Raw genomic sequence first — 17,487 nt, 5'->3', positions numbered from 1 at the left:
CCGATTTTACTAACCGATTGAACGGCGCGGGGAAAGGACCGGCTTGTTGCCGTCGCGCGATGATGCCGTTCCGACCGCGTCATGCTGCTCGTTCCAAGCTAGTGGGAACGGCTCCAGGACGCGCGCCAACGTCACCGCTGGCCCGTGTCTGCCGTCTAGTGTTGCTTCGACGATGTCCGGTGCGAGCAGGGTCAGGCGCAGGACACGCGTCAGGTAGGAGGAGGCGATCCCCTCGCGCTCAGCCAGTTCGGCGATGGTGGCGAACTCACCCGACTCGAGCATCCGCTTCCAGCGGAACGCGCGCGCCAGTGCCTTGACGAGTGTGTTGTCAGTCCGCCGCGGTTGCGCGGCGCTGTCCGGCAATTGCATCTCCTTCCGCCCGCCGCGCTTCACGACGCGGAACGGGATGTGGAGCGTGACAGTCTCGGGGATCGGCATGCCGCGTGTCATGCGGCTTCTCCGATCCCGCCGGACAGCATCTCGCGCGCGAGGCCGCTCAGCCCATCGACGCGCAGCCGGACGTTTAATCCGTCTGTGCGCATGTCGACGCGCTCAACCAGCAATGTCACGATGCGTGCCTGCTCGGCGGGGAACAGTTCGTCCCACAGCGGATCGAGATGCTGCAGGGCTGCGCGGGCGTCGGCTTCGGAGACGTCGTCGGCGTGGACGCGTGCAGCTTTCCACGTCCCCGCCACGATCTCCGGCTGGCGGAATACGGCACGGAGTTGGTCGATGACCGCGGCCTCGATCTCCCCTGCTGGCACGCGGCCCACGGGGCATGACCCGGCACCGTGCTTCAGCACTGTCTGGCTGACGTAGTAGCGGTAGAGCCTGTCGCCCTTGCGAGTATGGGTCGGCGAGAACGCGGCGCCATCGGGACCGAAGAGTAGTCCCTTCAGCAGCGCGGGCGTGTCGGCGCGAGTCCGGGCGGCGCGCTTGCGGGGGCTTTCCTGCAGGATGGCGTGGACGCGATCCCACGCTTCGCGGTCGATGATCGCGTCGTGCTCGCCGGGATAGCTGTCGCCCTTGTGGACCGCCTCGCCGATGTAGGCGCGGTTGCCGAGCATCCGGTAGATGTATTTCTTGTCGATTCGGTTGCCTCGCGGCGTCCGGATTCCGCGCGTGCCAACCTCCCGCGCCAGTTCCGTGCAGGACCCGATCTCGAGGAAGCGGGCGAAGATCCAGCGCACATGCGCAGCGGTTTCTTCGTCGACCACCAGCTTCCGGTTCTCGGCGCGATATCCGTAGGGCGGGACGCCGCCCATCCACATCCCCTTCTTGCGGCTGGCGGCAACCTTGTCGCGGATACGCTCGGCCGTCACCTCGCGCTCGAACTGTGCGAACGAGAGCAGGATGTTCAGCGTCAGCCGGCCCATCGAGGTGGTCGTGTTGAAGGACTGCGTCACCGAGACGAACGTCACGCCGTTCCGGTCGAACACCTCGACCAGCTTGGCGAAGTCGGCCAGCGAGCGGCTGAGGCGGTCGATCTTGTAGACGACGACCACGTCGACGAGCCCGTCCTCGATGTCCTCCAGCAGCCGCTTCAGGCCGGGGCGTTCCAGGGTGCCGCCCGAGATGCCACCGTCGTCATACTGATCGCGGACCAGCACCCAGCCCTCGGACCGCTGGCTGGCGATGAACGCCTCGCAGGCCTCGCGCTGAGCGTGGAGGCTGTTGAACTCCTGCTCCAGCCCTTCCTCGGAGGATTTCCGGGTGTAGACCGCGCAGCGCAGCTTGCGGACGAGCTTCGTTTTATCCGGCGGCTTCATCATCTCCGCCCCCTGTGGTTCTTGAGCCCGAAGAACACCCAGCCGTTCCAGCGCGTGCCGGTGATGGCCCGCGCGATGGCGGACAACGACTTGTACGGCCGACCCTGCCACTCGAAGCCATCGGCGGTGACGGTGACGACCTGTTCGACGCCCTGCCACTCGCGCAGAAGGCGCGTGCCTGTGATGGGGCGGTCGCGATCGGCGCGGATGCTGCGCTTGGATCGGTCGCCGCCGTCCAGTTCCTCGCCCAGCCGTTCCAGCCGCCGGATTGTCTCCGGTTTCAGCCCGCCATAGGCAAGTTCCTGGATGCGGTACGCCAGCCGGGATTCGAGGTAGCGTCGGTTGAACGGGGGCGGCTCGCTGTCGAACAGGTCGCGCCACTGTTTCTTCAGGTTCGGCGTTGGCGTGGTCTTCAGCGCGGCCAGGCGCGCGGGGATGGGATCGGGCTTGTTCATGCATTTCTCCGGTGAGTTGGAGTTGCATGACGGCATTGGTCGGGCGGATAGTGTAGGCAACGTTCTCCAGTATCGTCAGATACTTCGTCCGTCTTTCGCATCCGCAACCGAACCAGCCCGAGCGCCAGCAGGCCGCACAGCTCAGTGCGGCGCTCTGCGGGCGTCATCTGGTCGGGCGGCAGCGGATTCGGGCGCTTCATGTTTCGGTAGCCGTGATCGGTGGTACTTACCGATCAAAAGCCACCCCACTGGCCGTGACGGGACATCACTCCCTACAGGATTCAGGGTTGCGAACAGGTGGAGAACATCGGGACTTGCCGATCACCGATTTGTCCGCGACAATCGCGAGTTGAATCAGTCGAGAGCAGTAGTTCATTGAGGTAAGTTCATGACGCGCAAAGCAACTCCGATCGGTCCCAATCTCCTGGAGCAGATCGAGGACGCGCGCGTGGTTCTCGCCTCTGTGGACGTAACTTTCCGGCGAAATGGCGGCGTCGCCCTCGGTCTCCAGAGGCGACATCGCGGTATCAAGCTCCGAGCACGGCGCCACGATCGCCTTCAGTAGCGCAAGTCAAAACTCTCGGAGACTTCAATGGTACGCGTCCCGGCTAAAACCTGCCCCAATCTTTCTCGACTTTTCGATGATGCAGAGCCCGAATTGCTGTCCGGATTTCTCAACAGCAAGGCTTTCGAGAGGTTGGCCTGGCTTGCGACCTACAAGTTCGACCCCGACGATCCGGACGGTCCGACAGCAGCGAGGAATATGCTGCCGAAGGAAAAGAAGGACCGGCTGGGCCCGCTCGAAGCTGAAGCAGCCCGGATCGTCACAATTGCGAGCGACCGCGGCGAATATGTCCTCCAAGGTCTCGCCACGACTACGCTTGAACCGGACCGCGCCAAGGAACTTCTGAACCGGCGGGACAAGCTCGCGCGAAGCCTGTGGGCTTACGCCAACGAACACGGCTTATTTGAAGCGGCGGAGAACAGCCTGCACCTGCGTCTCTACCGGCGCTACGACAAGCACTACCAGACCTTCATGGCCGAGCCTTCGGTCGACGGGGCCCCCGACGCCGGCAGTGCATTGCTCGACGAGCTTCTGGTCGACCTCAACAAGCGTCTCGATCGCGGCGACGGCTACAGCATCGACAAGTTCGACATCCCCAAGGACGGAGATGAACCGGCGGCGGAGATGTACCTGCTGTTCCATCCCGATCCCCCCACGAGCGTTCGGGAGATCGATGACGATGGCAATCGGTCGAGCATCTATTTTCGGCCGCCCGGAGAGGCGATGATCGTCTACACGCCATCGACCGGGCGGGTCCATGTCCGCGCTGGCAACCGAAAGCTCAGGCACACGGTCGCCGAACGCTTCATCGAGACTGCTCTCGAGCAGACCTACTCCAACCAGCCCGTAGACTTTCAGGCCTACGACATTTCGCAGTTCCTGCGAGGACTCGATCTTGAACCGCCGGAACTCGACGACGTCGTGATCGACCGCGCACAGGTGATCCGCGCTGACATCAGCATCGGTAATCTGGCCAACCGTCTCTCGCTTTCCACCACGATCGACCAGGACATCTCAGAGATCATCGACAACCAGCCGGGCCTTCCAAGGATTTTCGAGCGAGCGCTCGCAATCCGTTTTGTGGAGATTGCGGTCCGGTACTCCCGCGCGGGACGGGATGAGGCGCAAACCCTCAACTTCACGCTCACCGACCGCAACACGAGCAGCCTTCTCAGCATCGACGACCCGTTCGAGCGCGTTCTGGGGCATCGCTTGCTCAGACACTGGAACATCCTTCGTGATGGTCGCGCACCGGGCGATGAGGAGAGCATGGCGGTCATGCCCGCCTTGCTGGCCATCTGGGACATCGGAGCTGAGAGGGTGACCGGTGCATGGCTCCAAGCTCGTGGTGTCGATCCTGGCCTCCTGACCGATCTGGGTTTCCTCGTGCCCGCCGGCTGGGAGGGGGACGACCTGATCGACGATGAAGACGAGGTCGGACCGGTCGCAGCCGAAGTGGTCGTTCGGGTCGATGAGGGAGATGCGGAGGAAAGTCACCGAAAGGTGGCCGACCTCAAGGTCGCCGAGGGACAGGTGACGTCTGCGGGCAACCCGGATCGCTACAGGATATATCGGGTGCGCGATGGCTGGGTCGTGCAACACCTGAAGGAACGTCTCGAACAAGTGCTCGATGCGCCTGCAATCGAGAAGCTGACCGACCACCTTCTCTACCTTGGAACGCTCAATGTCGATGGCGGGGACGTCCCGATTTATCTCGCGCGCGGTCTCGACCGGGAGAAGGTCCGCTCGGCCGTCGATACTGAGCTTCGGGCGCGCCACAACCTCGGAATAGGTCTTGTCCTGCAGGCCGGCAGCGCTCCCGGACCGTGCCTGGCGGCCAATGTTCTGACGCCGCTTGTTGATCAGATCGACACGCAGCAAGCCGAAATCGCTTTGGTCGGAGACAAGCTCCGGTCCGTGCTTCGACGCCATCGGATACTGGCCCGCGGCGGCCAGGCTGTCGAACTCACCCGGGTCGGGGACAATATGGCAACTCTGTTTGTTCCGGGGAAAGGCAGCATCGACATCAAGGGCGAGAACCGCATTGATGTCATCCAGCGGCTGGTCGATGCGCACAACGCCGGCCCGATGCCAATGGCGACAGCAGACCTGATCAGCGGGATCGCGGAGGACCAGTCGTTGGCGAACATTTTCAAGCAGCCTCTCTGGAAAAAGCTGACGGCCGACTTCCTGCGAAGCCCCGGAAAAGGGCAATGGGAGATCGCCATCTGACGGCTGGCTCCGATCCGGCTCCGATTGGGGGGTCTGACTAGCTCCGATTCTCCGGGCCAATGGGAGTGCTCCACATCAGAGGAGCACTTCGATGCCGACTCCCTTCCCCTCGCGCCAGGCAGCCCAGACGAGCTGGTCCGGCGCCGCAAAGACCAAGCCCACCGCCCACAACTCGGAATGGCGCTGCACGCGCTGTGACAAGCTGCTCGGCGTTTGCCGGGACGGCCGCATGCACCTGCGCTTCGCGCGGGGGCACGAGTATCTCGTGGGCTTCCCGGTTCAGGCCACCTGCCGCGGCTGCGGCACGCTGAACAACGCGACCGCACCCGCGCGCTGACGCACGAATTCACCCAACCCCCTGAAATCGCAGAGACGCGCGACGTCCTGACCTGGCCACAAGAAGGCGCCGGACGCCTGGCCGCAAGGCAGGCGTCCGATGTCCTTCGCGTGGCACGAGATCCGTGATCACCTCATGCATTCATCCTCCAACCTTCACTTCCAGCGCAGTTTCGACGCCGTCAGGCGTGCGCAAGCCGTCCTCGCACCGTTCCGGGATCCGGCGGCCCTGCTGGACGGGCTGCACCGCACGCCCGGCGATCAGGGCCAGAAGAACCTGATCCTCTCCGCGCTCGTCAGAGCGGCGCAGGGCGACGGGCCCGCGTCCGACTGTGCGCTGACGTTGCTGCTGCTGGCGCTCTGGCCCGGCCTCGACGCCATCCGCCGCCGATCGATCTGGCGCAGGCTCGGCACTGCCGATGAGATCGCGTCCGACGTTCTGGCGCGCACCACCGAGGCAGTCCGCAGCCTCGACCTCGGGCGTGTCAACTGGATCGCGGCCACGGTGCTGCGGAACGTCGAGCGCGACATGATCCGCGTGCGCCAGCGCAACACGGCGCGCGAACATCTCGCCAGCAGCGCCGATCCCGATGAAGTGGCGGACAGCGGCGACAGCGGGATCGGCGCGGCCGGATACGCGCGGCTCAACGGCGCCTTGCGGAAGCTGCTCGGCGACGACGCCCTGCTGGTGATCCGCGTGGCGATCGAGGGATTCTCGCAGGCCGAGGTCGCCGTCGAACTGGGGCTGACCGAAGCCGCCGCCCGCAAGCGGTACCAGCGCGCCATGCGCCGGCTGCACGCCGCCCTCGAGGAAATCCCCTGAACGGATGTCCCGATCCGGTCCCGCCGGTGGCTTTTCCCATTCGAGCGCCCCGAGCGCCTTCCCTCCAACCGAAAGCAGACACGCATGAACCGCACTGCCGATCTGTCGCTCGAGGATTTCAGGCGTCTTCCGGGGCTCTATCGCCGCTGGGAACTGACCGAGGTCTGCGAGCCCAACCGCAACTATCAGATCGAGGACGCCGGCGCCCATGCCGACGGGACGCCGCTGCTGGCGATCTACGTCGCCGAGCCCGCGCCCGACGTCCGCGAGGCCGCCTGATGCGCCTCCTCGATCACATCATCCCACGGAGAACCGCCATGCCGGACCAGCCGGACGACATCACCCGTCTTCGCAAGGCGAGCTACGCGCTCGAAGACCTCCCCGAAACCATCTCCCTCCCGCAGCGCCCCGGTGACGAGCCGCGCGAGCCGCTGCCGGTCGTCGAGGCGACCGTCGACGAGATCGCCTTCGCGATCGTGGAAGCGGAGCGCGAGAGCTCGGCCGCCTACCGCCGCGCCGACGCGCTGAAGCGGCTCTACAAGCTCGCCCGTGAGGCGGGGTGCATCGGCGCCGACCGCGCCGCCACGGCGGTGATGAAAAAGGAGGGCCAGTGATGGCCCTTCCCATCATCGGCGCCGACGAACGGCTCGCGCAGCGCAAGGGCATCAAGGGGGTCATCTTCGGCCGCTCCGGCATCGGCAAGACCAGCCTGCTCTGGACGCTGAACGCCCCGACCACGCTCTTCCTCGACCTCGAGGCCGGGGATCTGGCGGTCGAGGGGCTGGAGATCGACACGCTCCGGCCCCGCACCTGGAAGGAATGCCGCGACTTCGCGGTGTTCATCGGCGGGCCGAACCCGGCGCTGCGCGAGGACCAGCCTTACAGCCAGGCGCATTTCGACGAGGTCTGCGGGCGCTACGGCGATCCCACGGTGATCGGGAAGTACGAGACCGTCTTCATCGACTCGATCACCGTGGCCGGGCGGCTCTGCTTCCAGTGGTGCCGTGGCCAGCCCGAGGCTTTCTCCGAGAAGACCGGCAAGCCCGACATCCGCGGGGCCTACGGGCTGCATGGCCGCGAGATGATCGGGTGGCTGACCCACCTGCAGCACACGCGCGGCAAGCATGTCTGGTTCGTGGGCATCCTCGACGAGCGGCTCGACGACTTCAACCGCAAGGTCTTCCAGCCGCAGATTGACGGCTCGAAGACCGGGCTCGAACTGCCCGGAATCGTGGATCAGGTCATCACCATGGCCGATATCCCGGACCCCGGCGGCCAGCCGCAGCGCGCCTTCGTCTGCCAGACGCTGAACCCCTGGGGCTATCCGGCCAAGGACCGCTCCGGCCGCCTCGACAGGGTCGAGGCTCCGCATCTCGGCCGGCTGATGGAGAAGATCCAGCGCCCCGCGGCGCCTGCCTCCGAACGCCTGACCTGGCCGCCGGTGACGCCCACCGATCCCGCCCCCGCGCAGGAGCCCGACCATGGCTGAGCGCCTCTCGCCACGCCCGGTGTCCCGATCCGGTCGCCGGGGTGGCTTTCCCCTTCTGACGCCGCTGCGCGTCCCACCCTCCAACTGAAAGGAGCCGCGCAATGTCCGGACCCTGGAACGACTTCAACTCCGCGCAATCCAACACCAACGTCATCCCCAAGGGCACGCTCGCCAAGGTGCGCCTGACGCTCCGCCCCGGCGGCTTCGACGACCCCTCGCAGGGCTGGACCGGCGGCTGGGCGCGCCGCGCCGCCACCGGCGCCGTCTATCTCGACGCCGAATACACGGTGCTCGAGGGGCCCTATGCCCGGCGCAAGGTCTGGTCGCTGATCGGCCTCTACAGCCCCAAGGGTCCGGACTGGGCGAACATGGGGCGCGGCCTGATCCGCGGCATCCTCAACTCGGCGCGCGGCGTGTCCGACAAGGACAACTCGCCGGAGGCGCAGTCGCGCCGCCGCATCAACGGCTTCGGCGATCTCGACGGGGTCGAATTCGTCGCCCGCATCGACATCGGCACCGACACCAACGGCGAGGACAAGAACGAGATCCGCGCCGCGGTCACGCCCGACCATCGCGACTACGCCGCGCTCATGGGCACGGTCGCGCCGCAGGTCTCCGCCGCCCCGGCGCAGGGCCAAGCCGCGCAGCCCACCACGGCCACCCAGCCCAGCCAGCCCGCGTCCGCCCCCGGCAACGCCGGTCGGCCGAGCTGGGCGCAGTAAGGGGGAGACCGGCCATGCGCCTGCGCCCCCGCCAGAAGACCTTCGTCGAGCGCAGCGTGGCTGCGCTCGCTTCCCGCGGCAACACGCTGGGCGTGGCGCCCACCGGCGCGGGCAAGACCATCATGCTCTCGGCGGTCACCGGCGAGATGATCGGCGACGGGGCCAAGGCCTGCGTGCTCGCCCATCGCGACGAGCTGACGGCGCAGAACCGCGCCAAGTTCCAGCGCGTGGTGCCGGGCGTCGCCACCTCGGTCATCGACGCCACGGAGAAGTCCTGGGGCGGCCAGGTCGCCTTCGCCATGGTGCCGACGCTGGCGCGGGCCTCGAACCTTGCCGACATGCCGCGCCTCGACCTGCTGGTCGTGGATGAGGCGCACCATGCCATCGCCGACAGCTACCGCCGCATCATCGACCGGGTGCGCGAGGCCAATCCCGACGCCCGCATCTTCGGTGTCACGGCGACGCCGAACCGGGGCGACAAGAAGTGCCTGCGCGAGGTTTTCGACAATGTTGCCGATCAGGTGCGGCTGGGCGAGCTGATCGCCTCGGGCCACCTGGTGCCGCCGCGCACCTTCGTCATCGACGTGGGCGTGCAGGACGAGCTGCGCTCGGTCCGCAAGACCATGTCGGATTTCGACATGGCGGAGGTGGCGGGCATCATGGACCGCGCCCCCGTCACTGACGAGGTGATCCGCCACTGGAAGGAAAAGGCGGGCGACCGGCAGACCGTGGTGTTCTGCTCCACCGTCGCCCATGCCGAACACGTCACCGACGCGTTCAGGGCCGCAGGCGTTTCCGCTGCGTTGATCCACGGCGATCTGGCGGCCGAGACCCGCAAGGCGATCCTCGCCGACTACGCGGCGGGCGACATTCGCGTCGTCGTAAATGTCGCGGTGCTGACCGAGGGCTGGGACCATCCGCCCACCTCCTGCGTCGTGCTGCTGCGCCCCAGCTCCTACAAGTCCACGATGATCCAGATGGTAGGTCGCGGGCTGCGCACCGTCGATCCCGAGGAACACCCCGGCATCGTCAAGACCGACTGCGTCGTGCTGGATTTCGGCACCTCGAGCCTGATCCACGGCACGCTGGAGCAGGACGTCGATCTCGATGGCAAGACCGAAACCGGCGAGGCACCCACCAAGACCTGTCCGGCCTGCGACGCGGAGATCCCGCTGGCCGCCACGGAATGTCCGCTCTGCGGTGAGGCGTTCCCGCGCGAGGATCTGGATGCGGGCGAAGGCGGGGCCGCAGCGCCGCTCTCGGGTTTCATGATGACCGAGATCGACCTGCTGAAGCGGTCCAGCTTCGCGTGGGTCGACCTCTACGGCACGGACGACGCGCTGATGGCCACGGGCTTCGCGGCCTGGGGCGGCATCTTCTGGCTGGACGGGGTCTGGTACGCCATCGGCGGCGCGAAGGGCGAACGCCCGCATCTGTTGGGCGTCGGGGAGCGCACGGTCTGCCTCGCGCAGGCGGACGACTGGCTGAACACCCATGAGACCGACGAGAGCGCCTTCAAGACCCGCTCCTGGCTGCGCCAGCCGCCGACCGAGAAGCAGCTCCAGTACCTGCCGCCCGAGTGCCGCCATGACTTCGGCCTGACGCGCTACCGCGCCTCGGCGCTGATGACCTTCGGCTTCAACAAGCGCGCCATCCGCCAGCTGATCGACGCGGCGGCTACGCCCGAACGGAGGGCGGCATGACCCATGCCCACATCCACCCCCATCACCGCCGAGGACCGGCGGCGGCTCTGGCATCCGCGTGGAACGCTCTGTGCTGTCTGCCGGCAACCCACCCGTGGTTTTGGCTGGTTCGATCCGCACCGGTCGAAGCAGCCCCGGCCCTCGGTCTGGTTCTGCTCGATGCCCTGCCAGTCCTTCTGGACGCGCTTGGCGCGGGAGCGTTTCGCCATGGTTGACCTGACTGAGGAAGAGCGCGCAGCCGTCACCGCCACCATGAAGCGCGTGGCGCTGCTGATGGACGAGATCGGCTGGGCCACCCCGCTTGCGGATCTGACCGAGGCGCAGGTGCGCGCACTTATCGAGGAAGCCGTCGAGGGCTTCCGCGAGGCCATGTCCGACATCGCCCGGGCGCAGACGCCGGAGGTGCCGTTCTGATGCTGGATTACAATCACCGCCCCAGCTTCGCCGACCGGGTCAACGCCGCCGTCGATCGGGCGCTCACCGCCGATCAGGCGACGCGGCCGCCCCGCGACTACCTCGGCGGCTCGCGTCTCGGCCATGCCTGCGAGCGCGCCCTGCAGTTCGAGTTCACGGCGACGCCGAAGGACGAGGGCCACGACTTCTCGGGTCAATCGCTGCGGATCTTCGGCATCGGCCACGCCCTCGAGGATCTGGCCGTCGCCTGGCTGCGCGGCGCCGGGTTCGACCTCTACACCCGCAAGGGCAACCGTCCCGATGGCGGCCAGTTCGGCTTCTCCGTCGCGGGCGGACGCATCCGCGGTCATGTCGACGGCATCGTCGCTGCCGGGCCCGAGGGCTTCGGTCTGACCGTTCCCGCCCTTTGGGAATGCAAGACGATGAACGCGAAGAACTGGCGCGCCTGCGTGAAGGACGGCGTGACCAGGTCGAAGCCGGTCTACGCCGCCCAGATCGCGGTCTATCAGGCCTACATGGAAACCAGCGTGCCCGGCATCAGCGCCGCGCCCGCGTTCTTCACCGCCATCAACAAGGACACCGCCGAGCTGCACCACGAGCAGGTCGCGTTCGATGCCGATCTCGCGCAGCGCATGTCCGACCGGGGCGTGCGGATCCTGCAGGCGACCGACGCAGGCGAGCTTCTGCCGCGCGTCGCCACCACGCCCGACTTTTTCGAATGCCGCTTTTGCCCCTGGTCCGAGCGCTGCTGGAGGCTCCCGGCATGAGCGACGACGGCATCCTGCACTTCAACCCGTGGATGGACTTCAACGACGGGCCGCCGTCCGAGAACCCGTTCGGCTGCGACCACGACCCCGAGCAGATCTCTGTCTTCCTCGATACCGTGTTCAGCTGGTGCGAGGGGCTGATCCCGCTCCGCGGCTTCGTCGACAAGGGTCAGGGCCGGGACGGCAAGCCGCACAACATCTGGATCCCGGCCGACGACAACGCACCGGGGAAACTCGCGACCTTCGCCGCGTGGGCGAACCGCGAGGGGGCGGCAGTCTATGTCATCCCCGGCACGGTCGCCGAACAGGGTCAGGCCCGCGCCGCCGACGTGCTGCAGATGCAGGCCATCGTCGTCGATCTCGACGCAGGCGATATCCCGGCGAAGCTGGACCATGTCAGCCGCCACCTCGGCCCGCCGACGCTGATCATCGAAAGCGGCGGGCGCACGCCAGAGGGCGCGGCCAAGCTCCATGTCTGGTGGAAACTGACCGAGCCCGCCGAGGGCGAGGATCTGGTCACCCTCTGCCGCCTGCGCGGCGAGATCGCCGTGAAGGTCGGCGGCGACACGCATTTCCGCTCGGCCCACCAGCCGATCCGGGTGCCGGGCAGCGTCTATCACAAGCATGGCCATCAACGCCTCGTGCAGATCCGCGAACATCGCGACGTCGAGGTGGACCTTGCGGATTTCGCCGAACGGGTCGCCGAGATGCCGCCACTCCCCGGCGTGGGCTTCGCCAGCGACGTTGCCACACCAGCATCGAAGCCCGGCATCGACGCGGTGCTCACCACGCCGGTGCGCGAAGGCGCGGTTGACGACTGGTCGCGCTTCCAAGGGGCCAGCGCCGCCATCGGCCATTACGTACGCCTGGTGCACGAGGGCCGGCTCGATCCCTTCGCGGGCTGGGAGGCGATCTGCGGCTACAACGCCGCCATGTTGCGACCGTCCTGGCCGCTCGATCGGCTGATGGCCGAGTCCGAACGGCTCTGGGCGTTGCATGTGAAGCGCAACGGTCCGCCGCTCCTGCGCGCGGCCCACGCCGGTGCCCCGGCCAGCCCGCTGCCGACATTCAGCCTCGGCGCGCTGCTCGACGACACGAGCCCGATGCCCGAGGACATCATCGGTCCGCGCGTGCTGACGCCGGGCGGTCTCCTGGTGCTGGGGGGCGCGCCCAAGGTCGGCAAGAGCGACTTCCTGATCTCATGGCTCGTGCACATGGCCGCTGGCGTGCCGTTCCTCGGCTTCACGCCGCCGCGGCCGCTGCGCGTGTTCTACCTGCAGGCCGAGATCCAGTATCACTACCTGCGCGAGCGCATGCAGCAGATCGCTCTGCCCGCCGCCGTGATCGCCGCCGCGCGCGACACCTTCATCGCCACGCCGAAGCTGAAGCTGCTGCTCGACGCGGAGGGCGTCGCCCGCGTTGCCGAGGCGATCCGGGCCGCATTCGCCGACGCGCCGCCCGACATCATCGTCATCGACCCGATCCGCAATCTCTTCGACGGCGGACCTGAGGGGGGCGGCGAGAACGACAACACCGCCATGATGTTCTTCCTGAAGGACCGCGTGGAGCTCCTGCGCGAGGCGGTCAGTCCGGACGCGGGCGTCATCCTCGCCCACCACACCCGCAAGGCCACCAAGCACCAGGTCAAGGACGATCCCTTCCTCGCGCTCTCCGGCGCCAGCGCGCTGCGCGGCTTCTACACCTCCGGGCTGCTAATGCACCGGCCTGACGAGGACAGCAGCGTCCGCAGGCTGGAGATCGAGCTGCGGAACGGCCCCGCGCTGCCGGGCAAGCTGATCGACAAGGTGAAGGGCGAGTGGGTCGAACTGAACCCGCTGAACGAGCGCCTGGTGCGTAGGGAGGTCGGCGCCAAGCTCGATGCCGAGCGGCTGCGCAAGCATGATGTCATCCTCGGCATGCTGCTGGATGAGGCGGCCAGCGAGCGCCTCTACACCGCGATGCAGTTCGCCGAGACCTTCGAGAACCGTGGCGGTCTGGGCAGCAAGCACACCATTCGCGAGCGCCTCAGCGTGCTGGCGACCAAGGGCTTCGTGAAGTTCCTGCGCGACCCCTCGGGGTTCGGCTTCCCCGTCACCCGGTCCCGGTTCGGCTACCTCTGCGTCGAGGGGATGCAGTTCGGCGCGCCCGTCGAGCATGTCAATCCGGCTACCGGCGAGGTCACTACCGAGGTCCGTCCGGTCCTGCCCAGCCACTTCAAGTGCCCCCAATCCGGGCTCTGCCTGCAGGTCGAAAACCCCGCCGTCTGGGTCTACCCGGAGGGGCTGGAGGACGACCTCACTCATATGAGTGAGGCCTGACTCATATGACAGCGCCAACTGTGCACTCAATGAAATCAACGGGTTACGGGCAAATAAGAGTTAGGTCCCAAACTCATGCCCGAAGACTTCATGAAGTCTTATTCGGCAATGATTTCAGGCACTTGGCCTTCCCGGAACAGTTAGGTGTCAAACCCCCATACTACGTATGGGAGGGCCACCCCACAGGGTTGGCCACTCCTCCCATACGTCCGGGCCAGCCGCGCGCGCCGCCGTGACGCTCCCTTGTGCTTTCCGATCCGACGACGGCGGCCCCGTACCGCCAAGCACCAGACCGCCGTCGTCTTCCACCACCACAGGCCACCGGCAAAGGAGACCCATCATGGCTCAGCCGACTCTGATCCCGAATTGCGACGGCGCAAGGTTTGAATCGCTGCCGCTCGACACGCCCCGCAACCGCTGCATCCTCGCGCTCGACCTCGGCACCTCGACCGGCTGGGCGATCCGCGGCCATGACGGTCTGATCACCAGCGGCACCGTCTCGCTGCGCCCCGGCCGCTTCGACGGCGGCGGCATGCGCTATCTGCGCTTCACCAACTGGCTGACCGAGATCGACCGGCTCTCCGGTCCTGTCGCCGCCATCTGGTTCGAGGAAGTCCGCCGCCACGCGGGCACCGACGCGAGCCACATCTACGGCGGGCTCATGGCCACGCTGACCGCATGGGCCGAGCTGCGCGGCGTGCCCTACGAGGGCGTCCCGGTCGGCACGATCAAGCGTCATGCCGCAGGCAAGGGCAACGCCGACAAGGCCGCCATGGTCGCCGCCGTCCGCGCCCGCGGCTTCAGCCCGGCCGACGACAACGAGGCCGACGCCATCGCCATCCTGCTCTGGGCGATCGAGACGAAGGGAGGTGTCGCATGAGATGGCATCCCCAAGGCTACGGCGGCCGACGCCGGGATCCCGAGCAGGTCAAGCGCGAGGGCTGGCAGGAACAGGGCGTCCTCGCGGTCTCCGCCGATGACGACCGCCTCACCTGGCCCGAGCGTGAACTGGTCCGCCAGCTCGGCGAAAAGCTCTACGGCCCGCGTCCCTCCGACAGGGAGGTGCGCCATGGCTGATCGCGAATGGACCGCCGACTGCGTCGCCGATCATTTCGAGGAGGCGTTCCGCACCCTGCGCAAGCTGCCGCCGGTGAAGGCGCAGGGCTACTTCAACACCTGGCCGGACATCGTGCGCACCAGCCGCGAGATCGCCGCGATGGAGCCGCAGCCGATGCGGGTCTGGCCCTCGGCCGCCGCGATCACCCGGCTCGAGCAGACCTTCGACTGGGTGCTCTGGATTGAGGAGGCGGAGCGCAAGCTGGTCTGGTCCCGCGCGGCCCGGGTGCCGTGGAAGCAGATCAGCGGTGAACTCGGCTGCGACCGCACGACCGCATGGCGTCGCTGGCAACTGGCGTTGACCAAGATCGCCGCGCGACTGAATGCGTGAGCGACTCCAATGTGTTGCAACACTTTTTCCTTCGACACCTGCAACAGATCCATGCTATTCCGAAGGCAAGATGGGGAGAGTGCGCTGGAAAGCTCGCTCTCCCCTTTGCGTTGACGGGGGCCTTCTGGACCCCGGTATCCAGCGAGGGTCCGGCCGGGGTCCAGCCCACGGCAGTTTCCGGTTCCTTCCTAGCAATATTCGTATGCTGGCGGGCGAAGCGCGGGACATCGCCAGCGACAGGGCCGGATTTTTGGGAAGCCACCCGGAAGCCGGACCCACTCACGCCCCGCGCAAACACCAATGAACGCTGACCTTCCGACCGGACACCGCTGGTGGCCGCTGGACCCCGCTTGGAGTCCGGCCCGGCATCCGGAGTCCGGAAGCCACCGGCATCCACCCGCCCCAAGGAACCTTGCCCACCATGACGCTGAGCTTCGCCCCGGACGCGATCGAGACGTGGCCGCTGTCGCGCCTCCAGCCCTACGCGAAGAACGCGAAGGCGCATGGCGCGGACCAGGTCGCGAAGATCGCCGCCAGCATGGCGGAATTCGGCTGGACCGTGCCCTGCCTCGTCGGTGAGGACGGGGAGCTGATCGCCGGGCATGGGCGTGTACTGGCCGCCACGCAGCTCGGGCTGACCGAGGCGCCGGTGATCGTGCTTGGGCACCTGACCGAGGCGCAGCGCCGGGCATATCGCATTGCGGACAACAAGCTGACCGAACTCGGCACCTGGGACGAGGCGCTGCTGTCGGCGGAACTGAACGACCTGCTGGCCGACGACTTCGACCTGTCGCTGGTCGGCTTCTCCGACGGCGAGTTGGACAAGCTCTTGGCCTACGTGCCGGAGGGGGACGGGCAAGAAGGTGGCGCCGGTGGCTCCGTGCCGCCGGTGACCATCCCGGAGCCGCCGCGCAACCCGGCGTCGCGCACGGGCGATCTGTGGATCCTCGGGGATCATCGGCTGCTGTGCGGCGACAGCACCAGCGCTGCCGATGTGCGCCGCCTGATGAATGGCGAGCGGGCGATCCTGTTCGCGACCGATCCGCCGTATCTCGTCGACTACGACGGCTCCAACCACCCGACGCGAAACAAGGATTGGTCCGCGTCTTACGGCACGACCTGGGACGACAGTTCGCAGGGGGCCGAGCTTTACGATGGTTTCATCGCCGCGGCCGTGGCCGAGGCGATCACCGAGGATGCCGCCTGGTACTGCTGGCACGCCTCTCGCCGTCAAGGGATGCTGGAAGCCTGCTGGGAAAAGGCCGGAGCCTTCGTCCACCAGCAGATTATCTGGGTGAAGGACCGGGGCGTCCTGACCCGGTCGCATTACCTCTGGAAGCACGAACCCTGCTTCATGGGCTGGCGCCGCCCGAACCGCCCGCCAAAGGTCGCCGAGCAGACGCTGCCTTCCACCTGGGAGATGCCGTCCTTCGCCAAGGACGAGCGCCCCGATCACCCGACGCCGAAACCGCTCGACGCCTTCGGCATTCCGATGCGCCAGCATGTGGCGCGGGGCGGCCTCTGCTACGAGCCGTTCTCGGGCTCCGGATCGCAGATCATGGCGGGCGAAGCCAACGGCCGTCGCGTCTTCGCGATGGAGATCAGCGCGGCCTACGTCGACGTGGCCGTGGAACGCTGGCAGGTCGAGACCGGCCGCGACGCGATCCTCGACGGCGACGGCCGGACCTTTGCGCAGGTAAGGACCGAGCGGCTGGGCGACGATGCCGACGCCCCGGCCGATACGCCGGACACGGACGCCGCACCCGAACCCGCGCGAAAGCGCAAGACCGCCGCGTGACATGCATGACCTGGCTTTACCTTCCCCCGGACGCGCTTCCGGAGCCGGAGACGCATGCCTCTTCGGCCTCTCGCTCTGTTCCGGCGCAGGTGGTCTCGACCTCGGGCTCACCATTGCTATCCCCGGATATCGTGCTGTGGGCCATGTCGAACGGGAAACCTACGCCGCAGCCACTCTCGTGGCGCGGATGGAAGACGCGTCCCTGGATCAGGCTGTTGTCTGGGACGATGTTGAAACCTTCGACGGCCGCCCGTGGCGCGGCGCGGTGGACATCGTCACTGCGGGCTATCCGTGCCAGCCGTTCTCCGTCGCGGGCAAGCGCCGGGGTGCGGACGACCCACGCCACCTCTGGCCGCATGTCGCCCGCATCATCAGCGAGGTCGAGCCGCCCTTCGTCTTCCTCGAAAATGTCGCCCATCATCTCCGCCTCGGCTTCCCCGAAGTCGCCGCAGGAATGGTCGGCATGGGCTACAAACTTGCGGCAGGCCTCTTCACGGCGGCGGAGGTCGGCGCGCCCCACAAACGCGAACGGCTCTTCATCCTCGCCGTCCGCGAGAGCGACGAGCTGGCCGACCCCGCGCGCCTGCTCTGGCACCCGGTCGAGTGGCGGGAACCGGACGGAGCTGCTGCGGCTCTGGCCGACACCGAG

The 17,487-nt window shown here is 67.2% G+C and carries 18 protein-coding genes and 1 pseudogene; 16 read left to right on the top strand and 3 right to left on the bottom strand.

Translation table 11 applies throughout. The annotated features are described in order from the left end of the window. Window positions 1-9 precede the first annotated feature (9 nt). Genes OE856_RS10790 through OE856_RS10780 form a run of 3 tightly spaced genes read right to left on the bottom strand, consistent with a single transcriptional unit; the run spans window position 10 to window position 2,224 of the window. Window positions 10-450: a hypothetical protein gene (locus tag OE856_RS10790; protein ID WP_022699188.1), complete on the bottom strand. Its 441-nt coding sequence runs from the start codon at window positions 448-450 to the stop codon at window positions 10-12. Next, a complete protein-coding gene (locus tag OE856_RS10785) occupies window positions 447-1,772 on the bottom strand; it encodes a recombinase family protein (RefSeq protein WP_263716123.1) in 1,326 nt (441 codons plus the stop codon). The genes OE856_RS10790 and OE856_RS10785 overlap by 4 nt, the downstream gene beginning before the upstream one ends. Next, window positions 1,769-2,224 carry a DUF2924 domain-containing protein gene (locus OE856_RS10780; RefSeq protein ID WP_263716122.1) on the bottom strand — a complete coding sequence of 152 codons (456 nt, stop codon included), beginning with the start codon at window positions 2,222-2,224 and terminating at the stop codon, window positions 1,769-1,771. Before OE856_RS10780 ends, OE856_RS10785 begins: the two co-directional genes overlap by 4 nt. 592 nt (window positions 2,225-2,816) lie before the next feature. Between OE856_RS10780 and OE856_RS10775 the strand changes: the two genes are divergently transcribed. The 16 genes and pseudogenes from OE856_RS10775 to OE856_RS10700 all read left to right on the top strand — a co-directional run. Further along, window positions 2,817-5,021: a hypothetical protein gene (locus OE856_RS10775; RefSeq protein ID WP_263716121.1), complete on the top strand. Its 2,205-nt coding sequence runs from the start codon at window positions 2,817-2,819 to the stop codon at window positions 5,019-5,021. A gap of 91 nt (window positions 5,022-5,112) precedes the next feature. Beyond that, window positions 5,113-5,358, top strand: a complete 246-nt coding sequence (locus OE856_RS10770) for a hypothetical protein (protein ID WP_263716120.1) — start codon at window positions 5,113-5,115, stop codon at window positions 5,356-5,358. Between the two features lie 99 nt (window positions 5,359-5,457). Next, on the top strand, window positions 5,458-6,180 hold the full coding sequence (locus tag OE856_RS10765; protein WP_263716119.1) for an RNA polymerase sigma factor: 723 nt from the start codon (window positions 5,458-5,460) through the stop codon (window positions 6,178-6,180). A gap of 84 nt (window positions 6,181-6,264) precedes the next feature. Further along, window positions 6,265-6,459, top strand: a complete 195-nt coding sequence (locus tag OE856_RS10760) for a hypothetical protein (protein WP_018303655.1) — start codon at window positions 6,265-6,267, stop codon at window positions 6,457-6,459. Window positions 6,460-6,497: 38 nt separating this feature from the next. Next, on the top strand, window positions 6,498-6,794 hold the full coding sequence (locus OE856_RS10755) for a hypothetical protein (RefSeq protein WP_263716118.1): 297 nt from the start codon (window positions 6,498-6,500) through the stop codon (window positions 6,792-6,794). After that, the gene (locus OE856_RS10750) at window positions 6,794-7,669 is read left to right on the top strand and encodes an ATP-binding protein (protein ID WP_263716116.1); all 876 of its coding nucleotides are present in this window, start codon (window positions 6,794-6,796) and stop codon (window positions 7,667-7,669) included. Before OE856_RS10755 ends, OE856_RS10750 begins: the two co-directional genes overlap by 1 nt. Window positions 7,670-7,770: 101 nt before the next feature. After that, window positions 7,771-8,391: a hypothetical protein gene (locus OE856_RS10745; RefSeq protein WP_263716114.1), complete on the top strand. Its 621-nt coding sequence runs from the start codon at window positions 7,771-7,773 to the stop codon at window positions 8,389-8,391. Window positions 8,392-8,405: 14 nt separating this feature from the next. Continuing rightward, window positions 8,406-10,094: a DEAD/DEAH box helicase gene (locus tag OE856_RS10740; RefSeq protein WP_263716113.1), complete on the top strand. Its 1,689-nt coding sequence runs from the start codon at window positions 8,406-8,408 to the stop codon at window positions 10,092-10,094. Window positions 10,095-10,301: 207 nt separating this feature from the next. Continuing rightward, window positions 10,302-10,508, top strand: coding sequence for a DUF6511 domain-containing protein (locus OE856_RS10735; RefSeq protein ID WP_028030726.1), 207 nt, complete (start codon window positions 10,302-10,304; stop codon window positions 10,506-10,508). Beyond that, entirely contained in the window at window positions 10,508-11,275 is a 768-nt protein-coding gene (locus OE856_RS10730; RefSeq protein ID WP_263716111.1) for a PD-(D/E)XK nuclease family protein, read from the top strand. Before OE856_RS10735 ends, OE856_RS10730 begins: the two co-directional genes overlap by 1 nt. After that, on the top strand, window positions 11,272-13,593 hold the full coding sequence (locus OE856_RS10725) for an AAA family ATPase (protein ID WP_263716110.1): 2,322 nt from the start codon (window positions 11,272-11,274) through the stop codon (window positions 13,591-13,593). Before OE856_RS10730 ends, OE856_RS10725 begins: the two co-directional genes overlap by 4 nt. A gap of 340 nt (window positions 13,594-13,933) precedes the next feature. Next, on the top strand, window positions 13,934-14,473 hold the full coding sequence (locus OE856_RS10720; protein ID WP_229341962.1) for a hypothetical protein: 540 nt from the start codon (window positions 13,934-13,936) through the stop codon (window positions 14,471-14,473). Further along, the gene (locus OE856_RS10715) at window positions 14,470-14,670 is read left to right on the top strand and encodes a hypothetical protein (protein WP_107890693.1); all 201 of its coding nucleotides are present in this window, start codon (window positions 14,470-14,472) and stop codon (window positions 14,668-14,670) included. The genes OE856_RS10720 and OE856_RS10715 overlap by 4 nt, the downstream gene beginning before the upstream one ends. After that, window positions 14,663-15,040, top strand: a complete 378-nt coding sequence (locus OE856_RS10710; RefSeq protein WP_109667473.1) for a DUF6362 family protein — start codon at window positions 14,663-14,665, stop codon at window positions 15,038-15,040. The genes OE856_RS10715 and OE856_RS10710 overlap by 8 nt, the downstream gene beginning before the upstream one ends. A 421-nt stretch (window positions 15,041-15,461) precedes the next feature. Next, a complete protein-coding gene (locus OE856_RS10705) occupies window positions 15,462-16,838 on the top strand; it encodes a site-specific DNA-methyltransferase (RefSeq protein ID WP_263716109.1) in 1,377 nt (458 codons plus the stop codon). Continuing rightward, window positions 16,762-17,349, top strand: a pseudogene (locus OE856_RS10700) (DNA cytosine methyltransferase); the annotation flags it as partial. The gene OE856_RS10705 and the pseudogene OE856_RS10700, both read left to right, overlap by 77 nt. Window positions 17,350-17,487 lie beyond the last annotated feature (138 nt).

This window comes from Actibacterium sp. XHP0104, from assembly GCF_025751515.1.
GTDB lineage: Bacteria > Pseudomonadota > Alphaproteobacteria > Rhodobacterales > Rhodobacteraceae > Actibacterium_D.
This window is presented reverse-complemented; position numbering and strand designations above follow the sequence as displayed.